This is a genomic window from Hymenobacter polaris, assembly GCF_012927305.1.
GTDB classification, from domain to species: Bacteria; Bacteroidota; Bacteroidia; order Cytophagales; family Hymenobacteraceae; genus Hymenobacter; species Hymenobacter polaris.
This window is the reverse complement of the sequence record NZ_JABBGH010000002.1, coordinates 967915-994710: the sequence shown is the minus strand read 5'-3', so window position 1 is coordinate 994710 and position 26796 is coordinate 967915. Positions and strand designations below refer to the sequence as shown.

The 26796-nt window shown below is 60.9% G+C and carries 23 protein-coding genes; 12 read left to right on the top strand and 11 right to left on the bottom strand.

Annotation, left to right across the window (positions count from 1 at the left end; all coding sequences use genetic code 11):
* Positions 1-228 precede the first annotated feature (228 nt).
* Complete coding sequence (locus HHL22_RS14435; protein ID WP_169532048.1) at positions 229-489, top strand: hypothetical protein; 261 nt, start codon at positions 229-231, stop codon at positions 487-489.
* A 69-nt stretch (positions 490-558) separates the two neighbouring features.
* Here HHL22_RS14435 and HHL22_RS14430 read toward each other — a convergent pair whose 3' ends face one another.
* The 4 genes from HHL22_RS14430 to HHL22_RS14415 all read right to left on the bottom strand — a co-directional run bounded on the left by HHL22_RS14430 (position 559) and on the right by HHL22_RS14415 (position 3627).
* Positions 559-1128: a hypothetical protein gene (locus HHL22_RS14430; protein ID WP_169532047.1), complete on the bottom strand. Its 570-nt coding sequence runs from the start codon at positions 1126-1128 to the stop codon at positions 559-561.
* An 83-nt stretch (positions 1129-1211) separates the two neighbouring features.
* Complete coding sequence (murQ, locus tag HHL22_RS14425; RefSeq protein ID WP_169532046.1) at positions 1212-2012, bottom strand: N-acetylmuramic acid 6-phosphate etherase; 801 nt, start codon at positions 2010-2012, stop codon at positions 1212-1214.
* 77 nt (positions 2013-2089) lie between these two features.
* Positions 2090-2323: a cytochrome b5 domain-containing protein gene (locus tag HHL22_RS14420; RefSeq protein ID WP_169532045.1), complete on the bottom strand. Its 234-nt coding sequence runs from the start codon at positions 2321-2323 to the stop codon at positions 2090-2092.
* A gap of 125 nt (positions 2324-2448) precedes the next feature.
* The gene (locus HHL22_RS14415) at positions 2449-3627 is read right to left on the bottom strand and encodes a formimidoylglutamase (RefSeq protein ID WP_169532044.1); all 1179 of its coding nucleotides are present in this window, start codon (positions 3625-3627) and stop codon (positions 2449-2451) included.
* Between the two features lie 154 nt (positions 3628-3781).
* Between HHL22_RS14415 and HHL22_RS14410 the strand changes: the two genes are divergently transcribed.
* The 5 genes from HHL22_RS14410 (at position 3782) to HHL22_RS14390 (ending at position 12089) form a co-directional block, all read left to right on the top strand.
* Positions 3782-5584: an AMP-dependent synthetase/ligase gene (locus tag HHL22_RS14410; RefSeq protein WP_169532043.1), complete on the top strand. Its 1803-nt coding sequence runs from the start codon at positions 3782-3784 to the stop codon at positions 5582-5584.
* Positions 5585-5782: 198 nt separating this feature from the next.
* Positions 5783-6256, top strand: a complete 474-nt coding sequence (locus HHL22_RS14405; protein WP_169532042.1) for a MarR family winged helix-turn-helix transcriptional regulator — start codon at positions 5783-5785, stop codon at positions 6254-6256.
* A 195-nt stretch (positions 6257-6451) separates the two neighbouring features.
* Positions 6452-8857 carry a 3-hydroxyacyl-CoA dehydrogenase/enoyl-CoA hydratase family protein gene (locus tag HHL22_RS14400; RefSeq protein WP_169532041.1) on the top strand — a complete coding sequence of 802 codons (2406 nt, stop codon included), beginning with the start codon at positions 6452-6454 and terminating at the stop codon, positions 8855-8857.
* Positions 8858-8960: 103 nt separating this feature from the next.
* A complete protein-coding gene (locus HHL22_RS14395) occupies positions 8961-10148 on the top strand; it encodes an acetyl-CoA C-acyltransferase (protein WP_169532040.1) in 1188 nt (395 codons plus the stop codon).
* Positions 10149-10298: 150 nt separating this feature from the next.
* Positions 10299-12089, top strand: a complete 1791-nt coding sequence (locus HHL22_RS14390) for an acyl-CoA dehydrogenase family protein (RefSeq protein ID WP_169532039.1) — start codon at positions 10299-10301, stop codon at positions 12087-12089.
* Positions 12090-12217: 128 nt separating this feature from the next.
* Here HHL22_RS14390 and HHL22_RS14385 read toward each other — a convergent pair whose 3' ends face one another.
* Positions 12218-13690, bottom strand: coding sequence for a hypothetical protein (locus tag HHL22_RS14385; RefSeq protein ID WP_169532038.1), 1473 nt, complete (start codon positions 13688-13690; stop codon positions 12218-12220).
* Between the two features lie 378 nt (positions 13691-14068).
* Between HHL22_RS14385 and HHL22_RS14380 the strand changes: the two genes are divergently transcribed.
* On the top strand, positions 14069-14311 hold the full coding sequence (locus tag HHL22_RS14380) for a hypothetical protein (RefSeq protein ID WP_169532037.1): 243 nt from the start codon (positions 14069-14071) through the stop codon (positions 14309-14311).
* Positions 14312-14362: 51 nt separating this feature from the next.
* Here the strand turns inward: HHL22_RS14380 and recG are convergent, their stop codons facing one another.
* The 4 genes from recG to mutY all read right to left on the bottom strand — a co-directional run bounded on the left by recG (position 14363) and on the right by mutY (position 19069).
* Complete coding sequence (gene recG, locus HHL22_RS14375; RefSeq protein ID WP_195809289.1) at positions 14363-16459, bottom strand: ATP-dependent DNA helicase RecG; 2097 nt, start codon at positions 16457-16459, stop codon at positions 14363-14365.
* 149 nt (positions 16460-16608) lie between these two features.
* Positions 16609-17208, bottom strand: a complete 600-nt coding sequence (gene gldD, locus HHL22_RS14370; RefSeq protein ID WP_241738105.1) for a gliding motility lipoprotein GldD — start codon at positions 17206-17208, stop codon at positions 16609-16611.
* A gap of 194 nt (positions 17209-17402) precedes the next feature.
* The gene (locus HHL22_RS14365; RefSeq protein ID WP_169532036.1) at positions 17403-17828 is read right to left on the bottom strand and encodes a single-stranded DNA-binding protein; all 426 of its coding nucleotides are present in this window, start codon (positions 17826-17828) and stop codon (positions 17403-17405) included.
* 134 nt (positions 17829-17962) lie between these two features.
* Positions 17963-19069, bottom strand: coding sequence for an A/G-specific adenine glycosylase (mutY, locus tag HHL22_RS14360; RefSeq protein ID WP_195809288.1), 1107 nt, complete (start codon positions 19067-19069; stop codon positions 17963-17965).
* Between the two features lie 204 nt (positions 19070-19273).
* Between mutY and HHL22_RS14355 the strand changes: the two genes are divergently transcribed.
* From HHL22_RS14355 to HHL22_RS14335, 5 genes are all read left to right on the top strand, one after another.
* Positions 19274-19609 (top strand): HU family DNA-binding protein, encoded by a 336-nt coding sequence (locus tag HHL22_RS14355; protein WP_169532035.1) that lies wholly within the window; start codon positions 19274-19276, stop codon positions 19607-19609.
* Positions 19610-19720: 111 nt separating this feature from the next.
* Entirely contained in the window at positions 19721-20641 is a 921-nt protein-coding gene (locus HHL22_RS14350) for a tetratricopeptide repeat protein (RefSeq protein WP_169532034.1), read from the top strand.
* 587 nt (positions 20642-21228) lie between these two features.
* Positions 21229-22842 (top strand): Rne/Rng family ribonuclease, encoded by a 1614-nt coding sequence (locus tag HHL22_RS14345; protein WP_169532033.1) that lies wholly within the window; start codon positions 21229-21231, stop codon positions 22840-22842.
* Positions 22843-23004: 162 nt separating this feature from the next.
* Positions 23005-24003, top strand: a complete 999-nt coding sequence (locus HHL22_RS14340; protein ID WP_449404403.1) for a gliding motility protein GldB-related protein — start codon at positions 23005-23007, stop codon at positions 24001-24003.
* A gap of 82 nt (positions 24004-24085) precedes the next feature.
* Positions 24086-25294 carry a glycosyltransferase family 4 protein gene (locus tag HHL22_RS14335; RefSeq protein ID WP_169532031.1) on the top strand — a complete coding sequence of 403 codons (1209 nt, stop codon included), beginning with the start codon at positions 24086-24088 and terminating at the stop codon, positions 25292-25294.
* 100 nt (positions 25295-25394) lie between these two features.
* Here the strand turns inward: HHL22_RS14335 and HHL22_RS14330 are convergent, their stop codons facing one another.
* Both HHL22_RS14330 and HHL22_RS14325 read right to left on the bottom strand, forming a co-directional pair.
* The gene (locus HHL22_RS14330) at positions 25395-25682 is read right to left on the bottom strand and encodes a hypothetical protein (protein WP_169532030.1); all 288 of its coding nucleotides are present in this window, start codon (positions 25680-25682) and stop codon (positions 25395-25397) included.
* 132 nt (positions 25683-25814) lie between these two features.
* Positions 25815-26786: an AAA family ATPase gene (locus tag HHL22_RS14325; protein ID WP_169532029.1), complete on the bottom strand. Its 972-nt coding sequence runs from the start codon at positions 26784-26786 to the stop codon at positions 25815-25817.
* Positions 26787-26796: the final 10 nt, after the last annotated feature.

Sequence of the window (26796 nt, the reverse complement as noted above, 5' to 3'; positions counted from 1 at the left end):
AATATGCTGCTTAACTATTGAAATACAAGTGCTTGCTATATGCGCTGACGAGACTTTTGCAGTGCAGTCCGCTTCGGGCGCCTGGTTGGACAGTAGTACTAAACGATGACGCGCCTTTGGCTGGCTTAGTTCTTGATACAAAAACTTCTTAGCAGGTGAAACTTTTTAAGCATCAATCGCCTATTTTGGTACCTGCATTCACGCCATACTCTTCCCCAATCAACTCCCATGAAAAACGTTCTCGCCCTCGCCCTCCTCGCAGGCGCCCTGGCTTTTGAGGCCCTACCAGCCCTAGCTCAAACCACCCAGGAGCCCATGAGCAAAGCCACTAAAAAGGCCCAGCGCAAAGCCCGCCGCCAAAACGGCCCCGAAGTGTACAAAGGCACCGTAGCCGAGCAGCGTCGCATCGTGACCGACGCCCCCGGCGCCGAGAAAGACGACAACGCCGACGACACCAGCACCAAGAAAAGCAAGCGCAACAAGCAGTAAGCTTTTACACCAACGCCTCTTTTAGTAGCCCACGGCAGCCAGCCGTGGGCTTTTTTGTTGGCTAGGCCCCTAGGCCCCTAGGCGCCGCCGAATCAGTCCATCCACGTGCTCTACCAGGCGGCGCGGCTCGAAGGTGCGCCAAGGCAGGTCGTCGAGCTGCCCGCCAAAATTGATATAATTATCCAGCCCGTACTGCGCCATCTCGCGGCGCACGTGGTCCTGGAAATTCACGCCCGCAATCCAGCCATCCTCCACATCCTCAAACCATTCCTCGTAGTAGCTATCGTCGGAGCCGTGGAAGTTGAACACGTTCTCGCCCACCAGAATGAAGCGCTTGATGCCCTCGTGCATTAGCACGTCGAGGATGTTGCGCTTCAGGCTCATGATGTCATTCTCAATGGCGTCGTTCCACTCGCCAATAAACTCCAGCACGGCCGCGCCCTCGTCGTAGTCGGCCCACAGAATCTTGAAAAACAGCGTATCCGACTCCAAGCTATCCCACTGGGGATGAATGTAGTAGCCGTAAATAGTATTGCTAAACGTATCGAGGCTGTACTCGGTGCCGAAAAGCGGCGAACGCTCATCCTCGGCGGCCGAGTAGTGCTCAATCCAGTTGTAGTGCGGCTCAATGGTGTGCATAGCAAAGCGAGCCAGCTAGCGAAGGCCCCCTGCAAAAACGCCATTTCGCCCGAATCGTTCGGCTTTAGTGCACACTTTTACCCCTAGGTCTGCCGCGTCGCCAGCGCCGCCCGCACCGAGCCGTGCTGGCGCAGCAAGTCGGCTGCTTCGGGCTGCGCAATGCCTAGCTCATCCATCAGCATGCGCTGGCCGCGGTCTACCAGCTTGTCGTTGCTGAGCTTCATATCCACCATCTTATTGCCCTTCACGTGCCCTAGGCGGACAAAGGTGGCCGTGGTGAGCATGTTGAGTACCAACTTCTGGGCGGTGCCGGCTTTGAGGCGGGTGCTGCCCGTGATGAATTCGGGCCCGGTCACGATTTCCACCGGAAACTCGCAAGCTGCCGCCACGGCCGAGCCCGCGTTGCACACCACGCAGCCGGTGGCCAGCCCCGCCGCCCGCGCCGCCTGCAAGCCGCCAATCACGTAGGGCGTGCGGCCCGAGGCGGCGATGCCCACCAGCACATCTTGTGCGTTGGCCCCGAATGCCTGCATGTCCGCCCAGGCCTGCGTGGGATTATCCTCGGCGCCTTCCACGGCCGTGCGGATGGCCCCATCGCCCCCGGCCATAATGCCGATTACCAGCCCCGGCGCTACGCCGAAGGTGGGCGGGCACTCCGAGGCATCGACCACCCCTAGGCGCCCGCTGGTGCCCGCTCCGATGTAGAACAGCCGGCCGCCGGCGCGCAGCCGCGCCACGGTGGCTTCCACCAGGGCTTCTACCTGCGGCAGCACCTTTTGCACGGCCAGCGGCACGGTTTGGTCGAGTTGGTTCATACCGGCCAGCAGGGCGGCCGTGGGCAGGGTTTCGAGGTCGTTGTATTCGGAGGGGGTTTCGGTGGTCATGTTCGTTCGGGCTTCGTTTGGGAAGTTACCGCGGAGGTACGCGGTGGTAAAGCGCAGTAGTGCGCAGGGCGCGGGCGTCAGCTTTTGAGGCGGCCAATTACGGGGAATTTGTCGAATACCGTGGCCAGGTGCGGGGCGTCCTCGTCCAGCTCGCGGGTCAGGTCCTGGCCGGCCCAGTGCTCGTAGTGGTTGCCGCGCTGCCACAGGCGCGAGCGGCTCACGTCGTAGATGTCGCCCCGGTAAGCCACCCAGATTTCGGGGCGGTCCTGGCCGTTGCGCAGGGCTAGCTGGCTGCGGGTATAATCAACCATTGATTATCACTTATTTAGAACGTCATGCTGAGTTCCGCGAAGCATCTCTACCGAACAATGTCGTTTAACGACGCGGTAGAGATGCTTCGCGGAACTCAGCATGACGTTCTTTTGGTACCCATAATTTATCCCAGCAGCGCCTGCGTCCAAATCCAGCGCTTGGGCAGGATGCCCTGGGCGGCTTGCAGGTAGTCTTGGTGGGTGCAGGGCACGATGCGCTTGAGCGACTGGTCGGCCAGGCCTTCCACCTCCATCCACCACTTGGGCACGTCGTCCTGGCGGCGCGACTTGTAAAACACTAGCTCGGTGGGCTCGTTGGGCTGAGGGTTGGGCAGCACCAGCGTGTAGGTGAGGAAGCGGTAGGTGCCGAAGCCGGTTTCGGGCTTGCGGTGGTTGTAGCCTTCCACAAAATACCAGAGCATGGTGGCTAGCGTGGCGGCGGCCAGGCCGTGGGGGTCGTGCTCGGGCCGGTAGCCGTAGAGGCCTAGGGAGCTAAGCTGCGGGTTGTGGCCAGCGTACCAGCAGAGCTGGGCGGCGTCCTCGTTGCTAAGGCCGAAGGGGCTGGCCGGGTGGTAGCCGGGCGCATCTTGCCAGCGGATGGCCGCCACGTCGAAGCTCAGAAAATCGGCCTGGCGCAGCAGCGGCTCGGCCAGGCGGCGGTCGGTGCGCAGCTCGCCCACGCTCATGGTTTCGAAGTGCAGCTTCTCAAAAGCCGCTAGCACGTCGGGGGGCGTCAGGTACTGCTGGTGCCCTAGGTGGGCGCAACTGAAGATGATGTTGGGCTCGTGCGTGAGCAGGCGGCGCAAATGGGTGGCCTCGGCCGGGGCACTGGGCAGCGGCAGGCCCATGTCGGGCTTGGCATCTACCACGGCGAAGGTAATCGACTGGTTGAGCGCTTCGTAGGCCGTAAACTGCCCAATGTCGAGGTCGTGGCCGCCGCCCAGCAGCAGCGGCACGGTGCCGGCTTCGAGCAGGGCCGCCACTATCTCGCGCAGGCGCTGGTAAGTGTCCTCCAGGGTGGGGCCGGGCCGCAGGTTGCCCAGGTCGACGAGGCGCAGCGGGCCGGTGCTTTTTTGCAGCTGGTAGAAGCGCTCGCGCACGCGGTTGGCGCCGTGGTGGCCGGGCGGCGGCGGGCCGGCCGCAGAGCCGCGCCACTCGTCAAGGCCAATGAGGGCCAGGTCGGCGGCGCGCCAGTCGGGAAACGCCTCGCCAAACGGCGTGAGGTAGGCCGCCAGGGCGGTGGGCACGGCGGTAGGGGCTAGCAGCTCGTCGGGCAGTGAATCGAAAAAGAGGGCCAGGTTCATAAAGGAAGCGCGGCGGGCAGGGTCAAAATTACGCTTCTCCCGTCCCTATTGCGCCGCCCTAGCTTGCCAGCTGGCGGCTACTAGCGCAGTTTTCGCAAAAAATCGTGTTTCTTTAACACCTCATTTCCCCGCCCCTGCCCTTCTAGTCATCCTTATGGACGCGCGCCGCTCTTTCGATATCCTCGCTCACCAGCTGGAGAAATTCCCTAAACCCGACGCGCTGGCTGGCAAGCCCCACGGCGGCACCTACGCCCCCCTCAGCAGCCAGCAGGTGCAGGACCAGGCCAACCTGGTGAGCCTAGGGCTGCTGAAGCTGGGCCTGCAACGAGGTGATAAAGTGGCCATTATCAGCCTAAACCGGCCCGAGTGGTTGCTGGCCGACTTCGGCATTGCCCAGATTGGGGCCACCAGCGTGCCCATGTACCCCAGCATCACGGTCGAGGACTACAAGTACATTTTCACCGATGCCGGCGTGCGGGCCGTGTTTGTGAGCGACAAGCACTTGTTTGATAAGGTGAAGGAGGCGACCGCCGACCTCGACATTCCGGCCGAGAACATCTTCACCTTCGATAAGGTAGCCGGCGCCCGGCCCTTCTCGGAGCTGCTGGCCCTAGGGCAAGCCGGCAACCCCGCCGACCTGGAGCCCCTGAAGGCCGCCGTGCAGCCCGACGATTTGCTGACGCTCATCTACACCAGTGGCACCACCGGCCAGCCCAAGGGCGTGATGCTGAGCCACGACAACATCCTGAGCAACTGCCGCAACAGCAGCACGGCCGTGCCCGTGGGCAAAGATGACAAAGCCTTGAGCTTCTTGCCGTTGTGCCACATTTTCGAGCGCATGGTGACGTACTTATACATGCTGCACGGCGTAAGCATCTACTACGCCGAGAGTATGGAAACCATTGCCGATAACCTGCGCGAGGTGCAGCCCAGCATCTTCACTACCGTGCCGCGCCTGCTCGAAAAAGTATACGACCGCATCGTGGCCAGGGGCCACGAGCAAACCGGCATCAAGCACAAGCTTTTCTTCTGGGCCCTCGACCTAGGGCTGAAATACGACACGCAGAAAGACCAGGGCTTCTTCTATAACACCGAATTGGCACTGGCTAATAAGCTCATCTTCAACAAGTGGCGCGAGGCCCTAGGGGGCAAGCTACGCTGCATCGTAAGCGGCGGCGGGGCCTTGCAGCCGCGGCTGGCGCGGGTGTTTTGGGCGGCTGGCATCCGGGTGATGGAGGGCTACGGCCTTACTGAAACCTCGCCCGTAATCGCGGTGAACGGCTATGAGAAGCAGGATAATATGATTGGCGCCGTGGGGCCGCTAATTGAAAATATGGAGGTAAAAATTGCCCCGGACGGTGAGATTCTAACCCGCTCGTCGTCGGTGATGAAGGGCTATTACAATCGGCCCGACCTCACGGCCGAGGCCATTGACCAGGATGGCTGGTTCCACACCGGCGACATTGGCGAGTTTGTAAATGGTAAGTTCTTGAAAATCACTGACCGCAAGAAGGAGATGTTCAAAACCAGCGGCGGCAAGTACATCGCCCCGCAGGTGATTGAGAACAAGATGAAAGAAGACCCACTCATTGAGCAGTTGATGGTAGTGGGCGCCGACCGCAAGTTTCCAGCGGCCCTCATTGTGCCGGCTTTCGACGAACTAAAGAAATGGGCGAGCCAGAACGGCGTGGCCGCGAAGTCGAACGCCGAACTGGTAAAGGACGAGAAGGTAGTAAAGCTCTACCACGATTTGGTAAAGAAGTACAACCAGGGCTTTGCGCAGTGGGAGCAGGTGAAGAAAGAGGCGCTGCTACCCGAGCACTGGACGGTGGAAAGCGGCGAGATGACCCCCACCATGAAGGTGAAGCGCAAGGTGATAACCGAGAACAACCAGCAGCTAATTGACGAGCTGTACGAGCGGGCCGAGCGCGAGCCGCATGAGCGGCAGGCGCATTAAAGCTGTTGCTTCGCGCGCAAAAAAGAACGTCCGGCTGAGCCTGTCGCAGCCTCTCACCCGCGCTGCTAGCGTGTCGTCCGGGCGATGCGGTAGCGACGCTGCGACAGGCTCAGCCGGACGTTCTTGTAAATACAGGCAGCAAGTAGTATGCAAGCCTAACAAATTTCTTCGTATGTTTACCGCACTTTCCCGCCCCGCATGAAACCCGAAGAAACCGTTGATTACAATATCAAAGTGGCTTGGCACGCCATTTCGCGCATGTATAATGCGCAGGCGGCTAAGAGCGACATTACCACCAGCATCGGCTTTGTGCTGCTCAACATCGACCAGGCGCTGGGCACGCCGGCCACTAAGATTGCGCCGCTGCTGGGCCTAGAAACCCGCTCGCTCACGCGCATCCTGCGCAGCATGGAGGAGAAGGGGCTGATTTACAAGCAGGCCGACGCGCAGGATAAGCGCTCGGTGCGCATCTTCCTCACCGATTTGGGGCTGGAAAAGAAGGAGGTTTCGCGCCAGACGGTGCGCCACTTCAACCAGAAGATGCGCGAGAAGATACCCCAGGGCCAGCTGGAAACCTTCTTCAAGGTGGCCGGGCAGATTACAGCGCTCATCGAAAGTAAGACGCTGTTCGAGGACTTCGAGCCCAAGCCGCTGCGCAAGGAAACTATTTAATGCAACTTACCAGCACGTCATGCTGAGCGAAGTCGAAGCATCTCTACCACGCCGCCTGGCCCCGCTCAACGAAGCGGTAGAGATGCTTCACCACGTTCAGCATGACATTCTTTTTCAGCGCCGATTACGCTGCAAGCCTAATAAATTTACCTTTTTCCTACCCAACCCAACGTGCGGCGCAAGCCGCGCTACCGTATGAAACGAGTAATCAAGAAAGTCGCGGTGCTCGGCTCCGGCGTGATGGGCTCGCGCATTGCCTGCCACTTCGCCAACATCGGCGTGCAGGTGCTGCTGCTCGACATCGCCCCTAGGGAGCTGACGGCCGATGAGGAGAAGAAAGGGTTGAAACTGGACGCGCCGGCGGTGAAAAACCGCATTGTGAATGCGGCGCTGGCGGCGGCCGTGGCCAGCAACCCCGCCCCGCTCTACCGCAAGGCCGATGCCGCCCGCATCACGACGGGCAACTTCGACGACAACCTGAAGGATATTGCCAGCTGCGACTGGACGATTGAGGTGGTGGTGGAGCGCCTCGACATCAAAAAGAGTCTGTACGAGCGCGTGGAGCAGTTCCGCAAGAAGGGTACGCTCATCACCAGCAACACCAGCGGCATCCCCATTCAGCAGCTAGCCGAGGGGCGCTCGGAGGACTTTCGGCAGCACTTCTGCGGCACACACTTCTTCAACCCGCCGCGCTATTTGAAGCTGCTGGAAATTATTCCTGGCCCAGAAACGCAGCCCGAGGTGCTGGACTTTTTGCAGCACTACGGCGACTTATACCTGGGCAAGACGGTGGTGCTGGCCAAGGACACGCCCGGCTTCATCGCTAACCGCGTGGGCGTGTGGGCCTTGCTCGACGCCATGCACACGATGCAAAAGCTGGGCCTGACGGTGGAGGAAACCGACCGCCTGACGGGCCCGGTTATCGGCCACGCCAAGTCGGCTACCCTGCGCACGTCCGACGTGGTGGGCCTTGACACGACCATCAACGTAGCCAACGGGCTAGCCGCTGGGCTACCCAATGACGAGGCCAAGGACGTGTTTGCGCTGCCCGACTTCGTGAAGCAGATGGGCGAGCGCAAGTGGCTGGGCGACAAGACCGGCCAGGGCTTCTACCAGAAAGTGAAGGGCGCGGGCGGCAAATCGGAAATCCAGGCCCTGAACCTGGCTACGATGGAGTACCAGCCGAGCCAGAAGGTGAAATTTCCGACCCTGGAGCTGACCAAGACGATTGACAAGCTGGCCGACCGCTTCAAGGTGCTGGTGGGCGGCAAGGATAAGGCGGGCGAATTTTACCGCCTCAGCTTCGGCGGGCTGTTTGCCTACGTGAGCAACCGGGTGCCGGAAATCGCCGACGAGCTGTACAAGATTGACGACGCGCTGCGGGCCGGCTTCGGCTGGGAGCTGGGGCCGTTTGAGACCTGGGATGCCCTAGGGGTGCCGGCCGGCGTGGAGCTGGCCAAGGCCGCCGGGCGCACCGTGGCGCCGTGGGTGGAGGAGATGCTAGCCGCTGGCTACCAGACTTTTTACAAGGTGGAAGACGGCACCCGCAAGTTCTACGACCAGGCCAGCAAAAGCTACCAGCCCATCCCCGGCGTCGAGAACTTTATCATTCTCGACAACCTGCGGGCCAGCGGCAAGGTGCTGTGGAAGAATTCGGGCGCTTCGGTGCTCGACCTGGGCGACGGCATCCTCAACGTGGAGTTTCACGCTAAGATGAACGCCTTAGGGCAGGACGTGATTGAAGGCCTGCTGCGCGGCGTGGACATGGCCGAGAAGGGCTACCGGGGCCTGGTGGTGGGCAACGACGCGCCCAACTTCTCGGCCGGCGCCAACCTGGGCCTGGTGTACATGCAGGCGCTGGAGCAGGAGTTTGATGAGCTGAATTTGATGATTCAGCAGTTCCAACAGGCTATGATGCGGATGCGCTACAGCAGCATCCCGGTGGTGGGCACCCCGCACGGCCTGACCCTAGGGGGCGGTTGCGAGTTGAACCTGCACTGCGACAAGGTAGTAGCGGCCGCCGAGAGCTACATCGGCCTCGTCGAGTTCGGCGTGGGCCTGATACCGGGCGGCGGCGGCACCAAGGAAATGACCCTGCGCACCGCCGCCAAGTACGAGGACGGCGAGCCGGAGTATAATCTACTGCGCAACACGTACATGACCATCAGCACCGCCAAGGTTTCGACCAGCGCCGCCGAGGCCTTCGACCTGGGCTTCCTGCGCCGCGGCGACGAAGTAGTGGTGAACCCTAGCCGCGTGATAGCTCAAGCGAAAGCCGCCGCCCTAGAGCTGGCCGACGCGGGCTACTCACAGCCGGTGCAGAAAAGGAACATCAAGGTGCACGGCCGGGGCGCGCTGGGCATGTTCATGAGCGGCGTGTACGCCATGAAGATGGGCAACTACATCTCCGACCACGACGAGAAAATTGCAAATAAGCTGGCCTACGTGATGTGCGGCGGGGACTTGAGCGCGCCCACCGAGGTGAGCGAGCAGTACCTGCTGGACTTGGAGCGCGAGGCGTTTCTGAGTTTGACCGGTGAGCGCAAGACGCTGGAGCGGATTCAAAGCATCCTCACGACGGGCAAGCCGCTGCGTAATTAACGCGCAGAGTTCGCGAAGTTGGCAGAGTTTCGCAGAGTTCTCTAGCCTTTGCGAAACTCTGCCAACTTCGCGAAACTCTGCGCTCAAACAACCCCACCCTACCATGACTCCCCAACAAGCCTATATCGTCGCTGGCTACCGCACGGCCGTCGGCAAAGCCCCTAGGGGCGTATTCCGCTTCACCCGGCCCGACGACCTCGCGGCCGATGTCATCAAGCACCTCGTGGCCTCGGTGCCCGCCCTCGACCCTAGCCGGGTGGACGACGTGATTGTGGGCAACGCCGTGCCCGAGGCCGAGCAGGGCCTGCAAATGGGCCGTCTCATCTCGCTGCTGGCGCTGCCCATCAACGTGCCGGGCCTCATCGTGAACCGCTACTGCGGCTCGGGCGTCGAAACCATTGCCATGGCCGTGGGCAAAATCACGGCCGGCATGGCCGACTGCATCATCGCCGGCGGCACCGAGAGCATGAGCCTGGTGCCCACCGTGGGCTGGAAAACCGTGCCCAACTACAAGCTGGCCGTGCAGTACCCCGACTACAGCATCGGCATGGGCCTCACCGCCGAAGCCGTGGCCAAAGACTATAACATCTCGCGCCAGGACCAGGACGAGTTCGCCTTCAACTCGCACCAGAAGGCCATCAAGGCCATCGCGGCCGGCAAGTTCAAGAAAAGCATCGTGCCCATCACGGTAGAGGAAACCTACCTCGACCAGGCCAGCGGCAAGAAGAAAACCCGCTCCTACGTGGTGGATACCGACGAGGGCCCTAGGGCCGATACATCTCTGGAGGCCCTGGCCCGCCTGCGCCCCGTGTTCGCGCAGGGTGGCTCGGTCACGGCCGGCAACTCCTCGCAGACTTCCGACGGCGCGGCCTTCGTCATCGTAATGAGCGAGAAGATGGTGAAGGAGCTGAACCTGGAGCCGATTGCCCGCATGGTGAACTACGCCAGCGAGGGCGTGGAGCCGCGCATCATGGGCATGGGACCCATCAAGGCCGTGCCGAAAGTGCTCAAGCAAGCCGGCCTCAAACTGGAAGACATCGACCTGATTGAGCTGAACGAGGCCTTCGCCTGCCAGTCGCTGGCCGTAGTGCGCGAGCTGGGCATCGACCCCGACAAGCTCAACGTGAACGGCGGAGCTATCGCCCTGGGCCACCCCCTAGGGTGCTCCGGCGCGAAACTCAGCATCCAGCTCTTCGACGAGCTGCGCGAGCGCGGCAAGAAATACGGCATGGTAACCGCCTGCGTTGGCGGCGGCCAGGGCGTAGCCGGCATCTACGAACTGCTGAAGTAGGGGCGAGTCCCACCCCTGCTTTTTCTTAAATTAGTCGGCACGCCTAACAAATTTCCGTGTATCTTGCAGCACCAACGCGCCGGGCGTAGCGTTACCCAAATACTCGGCTAGCCTAACAGTTTTTAGTCCCATCCCTAATCCAAAATCGTCATGGAAGTATCGAACAAGCCCGTTGCCAAGGGCGGCGAATTCATTATTAAGCCCACTGAGGCCCAAGACGTTTTCACGCCCGCCGATTTTACGGAGGAGCAGAACTACATGTACCAGAGCTGCCTCGATTTCGTGGCTGCCGAGGTGATGCCGGTGCTCGACCGCCTCGACAACCACGAGGAAGGGCTGATGCGCAGCATTATGGAGAAGGCGGGGGCCCTAGGGCTGTTTGGGGTGAGCGTGCCCGAGGAGCTGGGCGGGCTGAACATGGACTTCCCCACCGCCCTGCGCGTGACGGAGGGCGTGGGCGGCGGCCACTCGTTTCCGGTGGCGTTTGCGGCCCACACGGGCATCGCCCTGCTGCCGATTCTGTACTTCGGCACCGACGCGCAGAAGCAGCAGTACATTCCGGGCCTCACGAGCGGCGAGCTGATGGGCGCCTACTGCCTCACCGAGCCCGGCTCGGGCTCGGATGCCCTAGGGGCCAAGACCAAGGCCGTGCTCAACGCCGAGGGCACGCACTACGTGCTCAACGGCCAAAAAATGTGGATTACCAACGCCGGCTTTGCCGACGTGTACATCGTGTTTGCCAAGATTGACGGCGACAAGTTCACCGGCTTCATCGTGGACCGCGACACGCCCGGCCTGAGCTTGGGGCCGGAGGAGCACAAGATGGGCATCAAGGGCAGCAGCACCCGGCAGGTATTTCTAAGCGACGCGCTGGTGCCCAAGGAGAACGTGCTGGGCGAGATTGGCAAAGGTCACCTCATCGCCTTCAACGTGCTCAACATCGGGCGCATCAAGCTGGCGGCGGCTTGCCTGGGCGGCGCTAAGATGGCGGCCAACCAGAGCGTGAAATACGCCAACGAGCGGGTGCAGTTTAAGCTGCCCATTGCCAAGTTCGGGGCCATCCGCTTCAAGCTGGCCCAGCAGGCCATCCGCATGTACGCCGTCGAATCGGCCATCTACCGCGCCGGGGAGGACATTTTCCGCAAGGAGCAGGAGTTGCTGGCCAGCGGCATGGGCACCAACGAGGCCCTGCTGGGCGCCGCCCGCGAGTTTGCCGTAGAGTGCGCCATCCTGAAGGTGGAAGGCTCGGAAGTGCTTGACTACGTGACCGATGAAGGCGTGCAGATTTACGGCGGCTACGGCTTCTCGGCCGACTACCCCATGGACCGCGCCTACCGCGACTCGCGCATCAACCGCATCTTCGAGGGCACCAACGAAATCAACCGGATGCTGGCCGTGGACATGATTTTGAAGAAGGGCCTCAAGGGCGAGCTAGACCTAATGGGCCCCGCCCAGGCCGTGCAGCAGGAACTGCTGGCCGTGCCCAGCTTCGGCAGCGACGACAATGATGCGCCCCTGGCCGCCGAGAAGAAGATTATCGCCAACCTCAAGAAGGCCATCCTGATGGTGGCCGGCACGGCCGTGCAGAAGTACATGAACTCGCTGGCCAAAGAGCAGGAGGTGCTGATGAACATCGCCGACATGGCCATCAAGACCTACGTGGCCGAGAGCACCCTGCTGCGCGTGGAGAAGGAGCTGGCCGCCAAGGGCGAGGAAGCCTTGAGCCGCCAGCTCGACATGGCCCGCGTCTACCTCTCCGACACCATCGACCAGGTAGCCCACGCCGGCAAGGAAGCCATCGCGAGCATGGTTGAAGGCGACGAGCAGCGCCTGCTGGCCCTAGGCCTCAAGCGCTTCACCAAGCCCGACATGTTCAACGTGAAAGAGGCCCGCCGCCGCGTAGCCGCCGGGCTGATTGAAGCGAATGAGTACTGCTACTAGACCGCAGATTTAACGGATTTAAACGGATAAGAACGGATTTTTTGGGGTTCTGCGCTTGCTGGTTAGCAACCGAGATGGAACCCCAAAAAATCCGTTCTTATCCGTTTAAATCCGTTAAATCTGCGGTCTTATTTGAATTTTATCTCATCCAGTTGCAGCGCCGCCGACTTCTTGTTGGGCCGGCTTACGGTGATGATGGTCTTGGGGTCGAGCCAGGTGGTGAAGTCCTTGACGTAGGCCGGCTGCTGCTCGGTAGTAGTCTGGGTGACGTTGAGCTTGAGGCGCTGCAGGGGGCTGGCTACGCCCGTGGCGGCCTGCAGGCGGCGTAGGTACAGGTCACTCTTGCCCTCTTGGGCTTCCCAGGTCAGCAGCTGCACCTCCTCGCCCCACACGGTCGCCCGCAGGCCAATGCCGGTGTAGCTATCGATAGCAGGCGCCACCTGGTCTTTGGGCAGTAGCTGGTGCCAGGTGGGCGTGAGGAAGGGGCTGTAGCCGAATACGTACAGCTCGCGGGCGTGCACCGGCAGCTCGGGGCCACCCTCCTCGAAGTGGCGCTCGGCCATTACCACCAGGTTCTTGCTGTCGGTGAGCAGCATATCGGTCAAGTACACGTCGTCGAGGCGCTTGTAGCTGGTGTTCAAGGTTTTATTGACCTCGGCCAGAAACGCCCCCCCTAGGGGCACAGGCTCAGCTAGCTTGATATTGTTGGCGCCGAAGTCGAAGCGCACGGTCTTCAGGCTGCTCAGCTCGCCGGTGTTGTCTTTGGCGCACAGGGCCGTGGCGTACAGCTGCCCGTCGGGCAGCAGGCTGAACTTGGCATCGCGGATGGTAATGGGCTGGCCCCCGAATACCCCGCCCACCGGCACGCCTAGCACTGGTACGGGCGTCGCCACGCCCAGGCGGTCGGGCGTGGCTGGGTAGCGGCGCACCGTCAGGCGGCGCATCCCGTCGCCAAGCAGGGTTACGTACTGGGTGCCGTCGTTGGCCAACAGGATATTGGGCGAGAAGAAGTCGCCCTGGTCGCGAAAATCGTAAGTGCGGTCCAGGATTTTCGTTAGGCGCTGGTCGTAGAGCGTGCCCACGAGGCTGCGCACCTGGTTGCCGTAGAGGGCGTAGCGGTAGGCCAGCAGGCGGGTGCCATCGGGCGAGAGGCGCACCACGGGGCGGCGGTCGGCGGCGGCGGCTTGCACCAGCACCACCGGCGCGGCCTTCTGGCCGCCGGCCAGGGCAATGGCGTAGGCCGTCAGGTTCTGGCCGCTGTCGTCGGCGTGGTGCAGCACCACCAGCACCTGCTCGGCGTTGCGGCCGAAGGCTTCCACCGTTTCGCCGGGGGCCACGGGCAGGGTGGTGCTCCACTGCTTCTTCAGGGCGGCGTCGTAGCGCTCCACGGCGTAGGCGCTGCCGCTCTGGTGGGCCAGTATCACAAAGCCGCTGCCATCGGGCAGGGCCAGGGTTTTCTGGGGCACCCGCATGTTGTAGCGGTCCTCGCCCTGCTCGGGCAGGTAGCTGAAGGGTACCGTCTTTACCTTCTGGGCCTGGGTAGCCAGCGGAATAGCCCCGGCTAGCCCAGCCAGCACCAGGCCTATCGCAGTAACACGCATATAGTTTAAGTTAATTAATTGGCAAGGCGGAGTGGCTAGGCGCGTTCTCGCGCAGGGCAGCCTAGCCCACTGCAGTGCCCAAAAGTACTTCGGCCCATACTTGGCGCGGCGCGGGGCAGCTACCGGGGCCTAGGCGCCGCCCGCCGGCTCGCCAAGGCAAGCAAAATAATGCGCTGGCTTAGAAGTAGTAACACAATTTTAACGTTGAACTATCAACCATAACTCAACCGTAGCGTTAAACGGGCGCCTACCAAATTTCCAGTTGCTATTTTTGCAGCTGCTATCCTATCCCACCCAGTCGATTCTATTTTCCCAATTCTTTTTCACCTTATTACCCGGCATAAAATTTGCGACTGGGTGCTGCCATTATTTCTATTTATGAAAACGCTTTCTAAGCTTGGCCTATTGCTGGCCCTCGTGGTTGCGGGCCGCTACCTGCGCCTCACCGAGTCGGCTGCTTTTGCAAAACAGGAACAGCCTGTTGCTCGGTTAGTTAAGGCCGATACGTTGCAGTTTGCCAGCTACGCTACTAGCAAGATGACCTTGCCCCTGGTTCCGGCCAATCAGTATAACGCAGTGGCCAATCCGCGCAGCGAGCCAGCCTACTTAGTTTGGTACTAATCTTTAAGTGACTGGTCTGGTCGCTTTTTTTATGCTTTTTTTCAGTAATTTTTAGCTTATCCGGCTCCAATTAACAGCGGTGGCGGGCAGGCTATCAATATGGCGGCGCAGGTTGCCGTTTTCTGGTAGCTCCAGGCCGGGGTCCTCGCTCAAAATAGTTTGGGCCGCCGCCCGGCTTTCACTCAGAATGCGGCCATCCTTGGCCAGGTCGGCAATCAGTAAATCGAGCACGCCGCTCTGCTGGGTACCCATCAGGTCGCCGGGGCCGCGCAGCTTCAAGTCGATGTCAGCAATCTCGAAACCATTGTTGGTGCGCACCATCGTTTCGAGGCGGGTGCGGCTGTCTTTGCTCAGCTTGTAGCCAGTCATCAGGATGCAGTAGCTCTGGTCGGCACCGCGGCCCACGCGGCCGCGCAGCTGGTGCAGCTGGCTTAGGCCAAAGCGCTCGGCGCTCTCAATCACCATCACCGAAGCGTTGGGCACGTTCACGCCCACTTCAATTACGGTGGTGGCTACCATTATCTGGGTTTCTTTCTTCACAAAGCGGGCCATTTCGAAGTCCTTTTCCTCGGCCCGCATTCGGCCGTGCACGATACTAATCTGCATTTCCGGAAAAGCACGGCTCACGCTTTCGTAGCCGTCGGTCAGGTCCTTGTAGTCGAGGGTTTCGCTTTCTTCAATCAGCGGGTACACGATGTACACTTGCCGCCCTAGGGCCACTTGGTCGCGGATAAACTGAAAGACCTTCAGGCGGTTGGCGTCGTAGCGGTGCACCGTCACAATGGGCTTGCGGCCGGCCGGCAGCTCGTCAATCACGCTTACGTCGAGGTCGCCGTAGAGCGTCATAGCCAGCGTGCGCGGAATGGGCGTGGCCGTCATTACCAGCACGTGGGGTATCACGTAGGGGTTTTTCTGCCACAATTTCGAGCGCTGCGCCACCCCAAAGCGGTGCTGCTCGTCCATAATCGTGAGCCCGAGGTTGCGAAATTGCACTACGTCTTCGAGCAGGGCGTGGGTGCCCACCAGCATTTGCATGGTGCCGTCGCGCAGCTGCTCGTGCAGCACGCGGCGCTCGCGGGTGGGCGTGCTGCCCGTGAGCTTGCCAATGTTGAGCCCCAGCAGGTCGGCGTAGCCCTTCAGGCCTTGGTAGTGCTGGTCGGCCAGGATTTCGGTGGGCGCCATCAGGCAGCTTTGGGCGCCGTTGTCGGCCGCCATCAGCATCGAGATGAAAGCCACGATGGTTTTGCCCGAGCCCACGTCGCCCTGCAGCAGCCGGTTCATCTGCCGGCCAGCCAGGAAATCTTTGTAAATCTCGTGGATAACCCGCTTCTGGGCGCCCGTTAGGTCGAAGGGCATGATGTTTTTGTAGAAGTGCACCAGGGTGGGCACTTCGTTAAACACCTGGCCCGCCAGGGTCACCTTGCGCTGGTCTTTCTGACGCAGCAGCTTGAGCTGCACATAAAACAACTCCTCAAACTTGAGGCGAAACCGCGCCGCCTGCAGCAAGTCATCGTTTTGCGGAAAGTGAATCTGCTGGAGGGCCTCGGCCTTGCTCATCAGCCCATAGTGCTGGATGAGGGCCGGCGATAAGGTTTCGGTGACGTGCGGCAGCGCAATTTTCAGTAGGTCGCTCACCATGCGCATGATGGCCTTGCTGTCAACGCGGTGGTAGTTCTTGAGCTTCTCGCTGGTGTTGTACACCGGCTGCAAAAAGCTCTGCCCCGTCTTTTGCTCGGTCACTTCCTCCAGCTCAGGGTGGGCCATCTGCGGCCGGCCGTTGAAGAGCGTCGGCTTGCCAAACACGATATACTCCTGGTGGTTTTTCATCACTTTCTCCAGGTAGTTTACCCCCTTAAACCACACTACTTCCAGCTCGCCGCTGGCATCGCCCACCTTGGCCACCAGACGCTTCTTAGGTCCCTCCCCTATCACTTCCTTGCCCCGCAGCACGCCCTTTACCTGCACGTAAGGCAGGTCGTCGTGCAGGTCCACGACGTTGTAGAACTGCGTGCGGTCGAGGTAGCGAAACGGGTAGCGCTGAATCAGGTCGCCGTAGGTAAACAGCCCCAACTCCTTGCCCAGCAGCTGCGCCCGCTGCAAGCCTACGCCGCGCAAAAACTCAATTCTTGTTTGAAAGAAATTACTCATCCTAATCAGCTAGCCGCTGTTAGCTACCAAAGGCCTAGGCCACTATTGCATAACTAGAACGTCATGCTGAGCCTGCGAAGCATCTCTACCGCTTTATTGTGTGGTAGAGATGCTTCGCAGGCTCAGCATGACGTTCTACCTGAGACAAATTATTTCGTGTACTTCAGCGAGTTCAGCATCCGCAACATGTCGTACTTCACGTACTCAATCACGGGCGCCAGCGAATCGTTCTGGGTGGCGGTGCGGAAGTAGAGCGCGGCCCGGAAAAAATGCTTGGTGCTGTCGGTGGTATAAAACTGAAACTGACTGGGCACCTCCCCTTCCAGCTCAAATACCGAGGCGCGCAACCCGTTGGGCGTCTTCAAAATACGCTCCTCAATCGACGTAGCCTTTATCTGGTGCTTGCCGGTGAGCTTGCGGGCATCCTCCATCATCTTATTGTAAAGCTGACGGTTGCGCTCGGCATTGGTGTAGGTTATCTGCACGTTGGCGTGCAGCTGTGGGTAGTATACATTTAGCCAGTCGGGCTGGGCCAGGTACGACGAATCGCGCAGCACCTTGGCGTAGCGCGATACCTCGAACGAGTAGGGGTGCCCCGGCCCTAGGGGCCGGTAGCGGTGCGGCGGCAGGTCGATGCGGTTGAAGCCCTTCGGCCGGGGCGTGTAGTCGTCGTCGCCCGACGAGCAGGCGGCCCCGGCCAGTAGCCCCAGCGCCACGCCCATTCGCCCAAACCAAACTAAGATTGTCATAAGTAGCAGTAAACTTCCCCAAAGATAGGCGGCTGCCAAACGTGGCCTTTGGCCCCGGCAGTGCCCCTAGGGGCGAGCCACTGAAATAAGCAAACGCGCCCGCCCCCTAGTGCAGCCGGCCGCGCAAACCAAAAGGGCTGCCTACTCAAAAGCAGGCAGCCCTTAGCAAGCCGCGTTGGCGGCGCAGCTACGAGTTAAAACGGTAACTGGTCGAGTTCCGGCTCTTGGCGCAGGCTGGGGGTTTCGCCGGCAGCTACGGCGGTGGGGCTACTGGTGCCGTTGCCGCCGCCACGCCCCCCTAGGAGGCTAATCTCATCGGCCACAATCTCCGTGATGTAGCGCGTCTGCTGGTCCTTATCCTGGTACTGGCGGGTGCGCAGCTTGCCTTCTACGTACACCAGGCCACCTTTTTTCAAGTACTTCTCGGCCAGCTCGGCCAGGCCGCGCCAGGCGGCAATGTTGTGCCACTCGGTGCGCTCTACCCGCGTGCCCTGCTTGTCCTTGTAGTAATCGTTGGTTGCCAGCGTGAAATTGGCTACGCTATTGCCACCCTCTAAGTGACGCACTTCGGGGTCTTTGCCGAGGTGGCCTACCAAAATTACTTTGTTTACTCCAGCCATAATACGTTCCTGTAATACCGTGAATGCGGCAGCCAACCACAGCTGCCAATGACGAGTTAAAAGTACAACGCAGACAGTTATTTTGCAAATAATATTGGCAGATTTTTACCAATAAAACTAGTAAACCCTGCGAACTATGCGCCGGCCGTTTTTTCACTGTGCTTATCCAGGTAGTTGCTAATGAGCACTGGCTTTGGCAGCGTTTCAATTTCCGCATCTGAGTACGTCCGCAGGCCGGTGTCGCGCAAGGCTACGGCGGGCAGCGCCGCCGCCAGCTCCACGGCATGGAAGCGGGCTTCCAATTTTTGGTGGCTCAGCACGTGGCGCAGCGCTGGCGCTGGCCGGGGCTCGGCCGCGTAGGTGCTGGGGGCGGGGCTACCCCCTAGGGCCGCCACGTGGCGCAGCAACTCAGTTGCGGGCAGTTCGGGGCTATCGGTTTCTACTAGTGCAAAGTCGTAGAGGCCCTGCCAGATGTCGCCGCTGGGGCGCGCCTTTAAGTACAGCTGACCGCCGTGGCGAAGCACCAGGTAGTGGAAGTAGCGCGTGCGCGCCGCCTTGGCCTTGCTCTTGACGGGCAGTAGCGCCACTTGGCCGTGCTGAAAAGCCCAGCACTCGCTTTGCAGCGGGCAAAACAGGCAGTCGGGCTTGGCGGGGGTGCATTGCAAAGCCCCAAACTCCATAATGGCTTGGTTGAACTCGGCGGCGTGGGCGGGCGGCAAGTGCTGGTCGGCCAGGGCCTGGAACTCCTTGCGTGAGCTAGGGGCGGCAATGTCGGCGTGCAGGCCGAAGATGCGCGCCAGCACCCGAAATACGTTGCCATCGAGCACGGCCACCGCCTCGTCGAAGGCAAACGAGGCGATAGCTGCCGCCGTGTAGGGCCCCACGCCTTTTAGTTGGCGCAGCCCGGCGTAGGTGCCCGGAAACTCACCCCCGAACTCGCGCACCACCTGCTGAGCGGTGTGGTGCATGTTGCGGGCCCTGGAGTAGTAGCCTAGGCCCTGCCAATGGCGCAGCACTTCCTGCTCGGGCGCGGCGGCCAGCTCGTGCACGGTGGGGTAAGAAGCCAGGAAGTCAAGGTAGTAGGGCAAGCCCTGCGCTACTCGGGTTTGCTGCAGAATAACTTCCGATAGCCAAATGGCGTAGGGGTCACGGGTGGTGCGCCAGGGCAAATCGCGGCGGTGCCGGGGGTACCAAGCTAGCAGCGCCCGGGCCAGAAAGCTTGGCTGGCCAGCGGCAGGCAAAACAGCAATAGATTTTAGCAAAATAATGAGGCAGAACAGGTTGACGGGAACAGAATCTTCTCGCCTTGCATTGTTGATAAGAATTTAGGTAGTACCTTTGCGCTCCGTTTCTATAAGCGAACGTCCTATTGGGCAAGGGATTACGCCGGAAACGGAAACAGTAGTCGCCCATTTTTTCCACTTTTAGTATCCCCCCTTACCAACGTGACCAAAGCTGAGGTAATTTCCGAAATTTCGCAGAAAACCGGCATCGAGAAAGCCGATGTGCTGACGACCGTCGAGGCCTTCTTCAAAGTAGTGAAGGACCAGATGACCGAGGGCAACAACATTTACGTGCGCGGCTTCGGCTCGTTCGTAAACAAGAAGCGCGCCCGCAAAGTAGCCCGCAACATTTCGAAAAACACGTCGCTCATCATCGACGAGCACTACATCCCGAGCTTCAAGCCGAGCAAGACCTTCGTAGCCAAGATTAAAGGCAGCAAGAAAATCCACGGCGACGCGGCTCCGAAAGCTAAAGCTACTAAAAAGTCGAAAGCGTAATGCTGGCTGGCATTCGCTAGCAAGCGGTGAGGTGATGAAGGCGGACGGGGCAGTCGCGCAGCGGCTCGCCAGTCTGGCTTTCATCACCTCCTTGTTACTAGCCCATTTGGTATGGCGCTCTCACAAACCAGTTTTCACCAAGCCTTAGTACTGGGCGGCGCCTTGGCGCTGGCCGGTGGGCTTTACGCGCTGCCCAAAGGCATCGTAAAGCCCAAGCAAAACCGGAGCGAGCTAAACCAGAGTGCAGCCCGCTCGGCCACCCGCGACGGGGCTGAGGCCGGCGAAGGCGAGAAAGCCGAAGCCTCGTCGGGCCCCCGCCCGGCGGCCACGGCCACGGTGGGCGCCCAATCTGCCGCCGCGCCCCACACTCAGGCTACCGCCGAGCAGCGCCGCGCCCTTGATGAGCAGTTGGCGCAGTACCGGGCAGCCCCGGCTGCCGGGCGCCCGGCAATGGCCATGAACCTGGCGGCGCGCTACGCCGCCGTGCAACGCTTTGACAGCGTGGGTTACTATCTGACTACCGTGGCCCAGGCCCAGCCCAGCGAGAAAGCCTGGCAACGGGCCGCCGATGCTTATTACCAGGCGTTTAGCTTTGCTACTACGCCCGAGCGGCGCGAGCTGCTCGGCAAGGAAGCCCGCGACTTATACGACAAGGTCTTGGCCGACAACCCTAACAACCTCGACGCCAAAACCAACCTGGGAATGGCGTACATGAGCAGCGAAAATCCTGTGAAAGGGATTACGCTGCTACGGGAAGTGTTGGAGCAGGACCCACGCAACCAGAAAGTCTTGTATAACCTGGGCATTCTGGCCATCCAGAGCAACCAGTACGACCGGGCCGCCGAGCGCCTAGGGCAGCTGGTGCAGATTAACCCAAACAGCGTGGAAGGCCAGTTTTACCTGGGTGTGTCGCTGGCTCGCCTGCGGCGGGTAGCGCCGGCCGAGGCGGCTTTTGATAAGGCTAAAAGCCTCAGCAACGACCCGGCGCTGGCGGCTTCCATTGAAGAAGAAATGGCGAAGTTGCGGCGCTAAGCCTAGGGGTGCGTATTTTTGCACCCCATTAGCGAAACCTAGCTTTGCTTACTACCTAACGATTTAAACCTTTAACCCCTTAGTACATGCCCTGCGGTAAGAAACGTAAGCGTCACAAAATCGCCACCCATAAGCGCAAGAAGCGCCTTCGCAAAAACCGCCACAAGAAGAAGTAAGCTTCTGACTTAGTGTGTGGTAGGTGGCGAGCGGCGAGCCTTTAATTGGCCCGCCACTCCTCAATATCTCTCACGTAGCCTCCGCCACGCGGACGACTAACGTGGTGCGCCAGGCTGCCCATAGGGGCAGTGGCCGAGGCCCCGAGAGGGAAGCTGGGACATTTGTGGTCCCGGCTTCCCTTTTGCCGGTTTCGGGGCACACGACTTGGCGGCTTGCCGGGCGCGGGCTATTTACTATTATCAATGGGGCCGCGGGTGAAAGCGGGATGCGTGTAAAAATTCGGATAATTACTTGAACTTGCGCGGGCCACCAGGGCCAGTATTGGCCGGCCAAGCCGCCTAGGGTATCCGCCATGCTTTTACACCCACCTTTAGCTCCGCTTCTGCCCCATTACTTTAACAACTACTACGTTGAGCAATGAACTGATTATCAATTCGACCCCGGAGGGTGAACGGATAGCCTTGCTCCAGGATAAGCGGCTGATTGAGTACCACTTCGACCGCAACGACACCAACTACGCAGTAGGTGATATTTTCCTGGGTACGGTGCGCAAAGTAATGCCCGGCCTTAACGCCGCCTTCGTGGATATTGGCTCCGAGAAGGATGCCTTTCTGCACTATGGCGACCTAGGCGAGCAGTACCCTTCGCTGCAGAAGTGGGTAAATGGGGTGATGAAGCACCAGCTGCAAACCCCTGGCCTGGAAAACTTTACCTTAGAAGGACCCCTAGACAAAGTTGGCAAGGCCGACAGCGTGTTTAAGAAGGGGCAGGCGCTGCTGGTGCAAATTGTGAAGGAGCCGATTTCGACCAAAGGCCCGCGCGTGAGCACCGATATTTCGATGGCTGGGCGCTACCTGGTATTGCTGCCGTTTACGAACAGCATCTCGGTTTCGAAGAAGATTGTGAGCAAGGCTGAGCGCGACCGGCTCAAGCGGCTCATTGCCAGCATCAAGCCCGAAGGTTTTGGCGTGATTATTCGCACCGTAGCTGAGGGCCGCGAGGTAGCTGAGCTGGACCGCGACATGCAAAGCATGGTCGACAACTGGAATACCCTCTACGAAAACCTGCGTAAGGGCCAGCCCCGCGATAAGATGCTGGGCGAGCTAGGCCGCACTTCCTCGATGCTGCGCGACATGCTCAACGAGTCGTTCGATTCGATTGTGGTGGATACGCCGGGCCGCTTCGAGGAGATGAAGGGCTACGTGCAGAAAATCGCGCCCGACAAGGTGGGGCTGGTGAAGCTCTACAATAACAAGGTCAAGGTATTCGAGAATCTAGGGATTGAGAAACAGCTTAAGACCCTGTTTGGCAAAACGGTGAGCGTGCCGGGCGGCGGCTACCTCGTGATTGAGCACACCGAGGCGCTGCACGTAGTGGACGTGAACTCGGGTAGCAAGAGCAACCAGGAAAACGACCAGGAAGCCACGGCCCTGATGATAAACCTGGGCGCCGCTAAAGAGGTAGCCCGCCAGCTGCGCCTGCGCGACATGGGCGGCATCATCGTGGTCGACTTCATCGACATGCGCTCGGCCGAGAGCCGCAAGAAGGTGGAGGACGCGGTGTACCACGTCATGAAGCAGGACAAGGCCAAGTTCACCATCCTGCCCATCACCAAGTTTGGGCTGATGCAGATAACCCGGCAGCGGGTGCGCCCGGCTGAAACCATTGTGACCGGCGAGGTGTGCCCCACCTGCGGCGGCACCGGCAAGATTTCGGCGAGCATCCAGGTAACCGACGAGATTGAGAACAGCATCGACGACCTGCTGGTAAACCAGAACCAGAATGGCCTGACGCTGTTTGTGCACCCCTTCCTGCACGCTTACTACACCAAAGGCCTGGTAAGCAAGCAGATGAAGTGGTACCTGAAATACTACAAGTGGGTGAAGGTGATGAAGGACAGCTCGCTGGGCCTCACCGACTTCCGCATCGAGGACGAGCAAGGCGAGCAGATTGAGCTGCACTCGGCCGCCGGCGCCATGGCCCGCGCCCAAGACCGTGAGTTAGTTATTGAATCTACTGAATAGCGCTGGGCGGGTGCGCACGCTGAGAAAAAGTAAAAAAGGCTGCTAACTGGCAGCCTTTTTTAGTGAGCGACACCCTAGGCCAGAATTCGTGCTTGCGCCACGCCTGGGGTGTACTTTTGACTTAAAAATAGCTTGACCTTGAAAGTAACTGCCCTATTTAGGCTGCTGGCGCTGGGTGCGGCGGGCCTGCTGGCCGGCTGCCACCAAGCCGCTGAGGAAGGCGGCTGCCGGCCCGACCCCGCTGCCGAGGCCCCGCCCCTACCGGTGCACTTGGAGCACCTGGAGCGGCCTTTTTTTCAGCTGAAAAGCCCGGCCGATGGCTTGCAGTTTATGCAGGCGCACCCGGTTTTTGCGCGCTACTACCTGCAGGCGGGGCAGGCGCCCTCGCCCGCCGCGCTGGCCAGCAGCCTGGCCCAGCTGGCTACCAACCCCGACCTGCAGAAGCTGGGCCAGCAAACGGCCACAGCCTTTGCCGACTCGGCGGCCCTAGGGCGCGACTTGGGGGCTATGCTGGGGCGGGTGAAGTATTACTTCCCGGATTTTCGGGCGCCGCGCGTGGCGGCTACTTACGTAAGCGGCCTGCTGGGCAAGGACATTTTTGTGAACGATAGTTTGCTGGTTATCAGCCTCGACTGGTTTGCGGGGCCGAAGGCCAGCTACCGGCCCGACCTGCCGCAGTACATGCTGCGCCGCTACCGGCCGGCCAACGTACTGCCCACGCTGGCGGTGGCCATATCAAGCAAGTACGACCGGCACCAGCTGACTTCGACTTCCATGCTCGACCAGATGGTAGACCAGGGCAAGCGCCTCTACTTTGCGGGCCAAGTGCTGCCTTGTACGCCCGATTCGGTGCTGCTGGGCTACACCAGCAAGGAACTGCAGGGCTTGCGCTTCAACGAAGCCAAGGTGTGGGGGCACTTCCTGGAGCACAACCTGCTGTATTCGACCACGCCATTCGAGATTCAGAAATACGTGGGCGAGCGACCCAACGTGCCCGAAATTGACCGTACGGCGCCCGGCCGGGTGGGCCAGTGGGTGGGCCTGCAAATCGTGCGCAAGTACATGGCCGAGCACTCGGCCGTGACCCTAGCCCAACTAATGGCTGAAACCAACGCCCAGCGCATTCTCAACGAGTCGCACTACCGACCGAAGAAGCAATGAGTGAAGGAGTGAGTTGGTGAAGGAGTGAATGTCGCTCAATCATTCACTCCTTCACCAACTCACTCCTTCACTCATTGGAAAAATGCACGTCGCGGTTTTCAGCCAGTACCACACCAGCCCCGACTGCCCGGCTACCAGCCGGCACTACACGTTGCTGGGCGAGTTGGCCAAGCACCACCGCGTAACGCTACTGACGACGCCCGCCTGGCGCAGCCAGCAGTTGACGCACGAGTTTGCCTGGGTGCCGCCGGGCGTGGAGCTGCGTGAAGCGGCCATCCCGTATGAGAATAAGATGGGGCCGGCGCGGCGGGCGCTGGCGTTTGCGCAGTACGCGGGCTGGGCCTGGGGCGCGGGCCGGCGCCTGGCCACCCGGCCCGACGTGGTGTGGGGCATCAGCACGCCGCTGACAGCGGCCTGGGCGGCGGCGCGGGTGGCGCGACACTGGGGCGTGCCGTGGGTGTTTGAAGTACAGGATTTGTGGCCTTCGTTTCCGGTGGCGATGGGCGCGGTGCCTACGGCGCTGGCCCGGCGGCAGCTATTTGCGCTGGAGAAGCAGCTGTACGCCAGCGCGGCGCACATTGTGCCGCTCTCGCCCGGCATGAGCGCCTACGTGGCGGGCCTGGGGGTGGCGCCCGGCAAGATTACCACCCTGCTCAACGGCACCGACCTCGACCTGGCGGCCCGCGCCACCCCCGCCGCCGTGGCCGCTTTGCGCCAGGCCGAGGGCCTAGGGGGCCAGCGGGTGGTGCTGTACGCGGGCACTTTTGGGCGGGCCAACGACCTGCCCACGGTGGTAGCGGCGGCCGAGGCGCTGGTAGCCGCCGAGCCCGACGTAACATTCCTTTTTCTGGGCCACGGCTACTACGCGCCGCTGGTGGCGGCGGCGGCGGCGCGCTGGCCGGGGCGCATCCGGCTGGTGGGCGGGCAGCCGCGGCACACCGTATTCGCGTGGTTTGCCCTGGCTGAGGTAGCGGTAGTATCGTTCTTGGGGCTAGCGGTACTCGATGCCAACTCGCCGGCCAAGCTCTACGACGCGCTGGCCGTGGGCACGCCGGTGGTCGTCACCAACCAAGGCTGGACCAAGGCACTGGTGGAGCAGCACGGCTGCGGCTGGTACGCCCCGGCCGGCAATGCCCCGGCGCTGGCCGCGCAGCTCCGCGCCGTGCTGGCCGACCCTAGGGCCGCCGCCGAGGCCGGAGCCCGCGGCCGAGCGCTGGCTGCCCGCGAGTTTGACCGACGGCAGCTGGCCGCACAGATGCAGGGCATCCTGGAGCGGGCGGCGGCGGGATAGCCCGGCGCAAGGGTACTGGCAATAACTGACGCATGGGCATACAAAAGCCCCGGCCGCAACGTAGGCAACCGGGGCTTCTGCACAAGTTATAAGCTAGTGCTTATTTTACTTTGATTTTCTTGCCGTTGCCTTTTACCTTGGCGCCATCGGCCGGTACGATTACCGTGCGGCCCTTCTTGGTTTTGGCGGGCACGCCCATCGTTTGGTCGTTGCTGGTCGTGGTCGACTCAGTGGTGGTAGTCGACGACGGATTTACGGTTTGGTCGGGGTTCATCGTGCCCGGCGTAGTGGTCGTCTGGCGCGTGGTGGTCGTGGTGGTGCCGGTTTGGGCGTTGGCCGAAAGGGCACCTACCGTCAGCAGCGAAGCGAGAACAAACAGCTTTTTCATAACGTGGAAAACATTCGATAAGGGTGAGCAACAGCAGCTTCGGCCGCCGTTGTGGAGCCTTTAACGCAGGAGCTGGCCCGGGGGTTTTCACGAATGCCTCACGCGGCTGTTAGCGTAGCCTCACTGCTCGCCCTACGAAATCGGCACTTTGCGCAGGATGCCCTCTATCAAATCCTGGGTTTTCACGCCGTCGGCCTCGGCCTCGTAGGTGAGCAGAATGCGGTGGTTGAGCACGTCCTGGGCCACGTCTTTGATGTCTTCGGGCAGCACGTAGTCGCGGTCGTCGAGGTAGGCCACGGCGCGGGCGGCGCGGTGCAGCGCGATGCTGGCCCTGGGGCTGGCCCCAAATTGCACGGCCTGCGCAAACTCGGGCAGGTCGTAATCGGCCGGGCGGCGGGTGGCGAACACCAGCTCAATGAGGTACTTCTCCAGCGTGTCCGAAATCTGCACCTGGTTTATCTGGTCGCGGATGCCAAAGATGTCTTCCTTAGTCAGCACCGACTGCACGTCGCCCTGAAAGCCCAGGTTGGCCATGCGACGCATCACTTCCAGCTCGTCGGCTTTCTTGAGGTAGTCAACGTGCACTTTCAGCATGAAGCGGTCGACCTGCGCCTCAGCCAGCGGGTAGGTGCCCTCCTGCTCCACCGGGTTTTGGGTGGCCAGCACGAGGAAGGGGCGGTCGAGACGGTAGGTGGTTTCGCCGATGGTGACCTGGCTTTCCTGCATGGCTTCGAGCAGGGCGCTCTGCACCTTGGCGGGGGCGCGGTTTATTTCGTCGGCCAGCACAAGGTTGGCGAAGATGGGGCCCTTCTTGACCTCAAATACCGACTGGTTCTGGTTGTAAATCATGGTGCCCACCAGGTCGGAGGGCAGCAGGTCGGGGGTGAACTGCACGCGCTGGAAGTGCAGGGCCAGCACCTGGGCCAGCGTGCTCACGGTGAGCGTTTTGGCTAGGCCCGGCACGCCTTCGAGCAGGATGTGGCCGCCGGTGAATACGCCAATGAGCAGGCGGCTGACCAGGGTGTGCTGGCCCACCACTACTTTCTCCATCTCGGCGAAGGCCTGGCGAATGAGCGGGCGGTAATCGGTGGAAATAGGCTGCATGGAGCAAAGT

What these genes read in the sequence shown, in the direction of transcription:
- HHL22_RS14415 (WP_169532044.1), bottom strand. Translation starts at nt 3,627, where the DNA reads ATGAACCTGGCCCTCTTTTTCGATTCACTGCCCGACGAGCTGCTAGCC.
- gldD (WP_241738105.1), bottom strand. Translation starts at nt 17,208, where the DNA reads ATGACAATCTTAGTTTGGTTTGGGCGAATGGGCGTGGCGCTGGGGCTA.
- HHL22_RS14430 (WP_169532047.1), bottom strand. Translation starts at nt 1,128, where the DNA reads ATGCACACCATTGAGCCGCACTACAACTGGATTGAGCACTACTCGGCC.
- murQ (WP_169532046.1), bottom strand. Translation starts at nt 2,012, where the DNA reads ATGACCACCGAAACCCCCTCCGAATACAACGACCTCGAAACCCTGCCC.
- HHL22_RS14410 (WP_169532043.1), top strand. Translation starts at nt 3,782, where the DNA reads ATGGACGCGCGCCGCTCTTTCGATATCCTCGCTCACCAGCTGGAGAAA.
- HHL22_RS14385 (WP_169532038.1), bottom strand. Translation starts at nt 13,690, where the DNA reads ATGCGTGTTACTGCGATAGGCCTGGTGCTGGCTGGGCTAGCCGGGGCT.
- HHL22_RS14325 (WP_169532029.1), bottom strand. Translation starts at nt 26,786, where the DNA reads ATGCAGCCTATTTCCACCGATTACCGCCCGCTCATTCGCCAGGCCTTC.
- recG (WP_195809289.1), bottom strand. Translation starts at nt 16,459, where the DNA reads ATGAGTAATTTCTTTCAAACAAGAATTGAGTTTTTGCGCGGCGTAGGC.
- HHL22_RS14365 (WP_169532036.1), bottom strand. Translation starts at nt 17,828, where the DNA reads ATGGCTGGAGTAAACAAAGTAATTTTGGTAGGCCACCTCGGCAAAGAC.
- HHL22_RS14435 (WP_169532048.1), top strand. Translation starts at nt 229, where the DNA reads ATGAAAAACGTTCTCGCCCTCGCCCTCCTCGCAGGCGCCCTGGCTTTT.
- HHL22_RS14330 (WP_169532030.1), bottom strand. Translation starts at nt 25,682, where the DNA reads ATGAAAAAGCTGTTTGTTCTCGCTTCGCTGCTGACGGTAGGTGCCCTT.
- HHL22_RS14380 (WP_169532037.1), top strand. Translation starts at nt 14,069, where the DNA reads ATGAAAACGCTTTCTAAGCTTGGCCTATTGCTGGCCCTCGTGGTTGCG.
- HHL22_RS14350 (WP_169532034.1), top strand. Translation starts at nt 19,721, where the DNA reads ATGGCGCTCTCACAAACCAGTTTTCACCAAGCCTTAGTACTGGGCGGC.
- HHL22_RS14405 (WP_169532042.1), top strand. Translation starts at nt 5,783, where the DNA reads ATGAAACCCGAAGAAACCGTTGATTACAATATCAAAGTGGCTTGGCAC.
- HHL22_RS14400 (WP_169532041.1), top strand. Translation starts at nt 6,452, where the DNA reads ATGAAACGAGTAATCAAGAAAGTCGCGGTGCTCGGCTCCGGCGTGATG.
- HHL22_RS14395 (WP_169532040.1), top strand. Translation starts at nt 8,961, where the DNA reads ATGACTCCCCAACAAGCCTATATCGTCGCTGGCTACCGCACGGCCGTC.
- HHL22_RS14420 (WP_169532045.1), bottom strand. Translation starts at nt 2,323, where the DNA reads ATGGTTGATTATACCCGCAGCCAGCTAGCCCTGCGCAACGGCCAGGAC.
- HHL22_RS14390 (WP_169532039.1), top strand. Translation starts at nt 10,299, where the DNA reads ATGGAAGTATCGAACAAGCCCGTTGCCAAGGGCGGCGAATTCATTATT.
- HHL22_RS14335 (WP_169532031.1), top strand. Translation starts at nt 24,086, where the DNA reads ATGCACGTCGCGGTTTTCAGCCAGTACCACACCAGCCCCGACTGCCCG.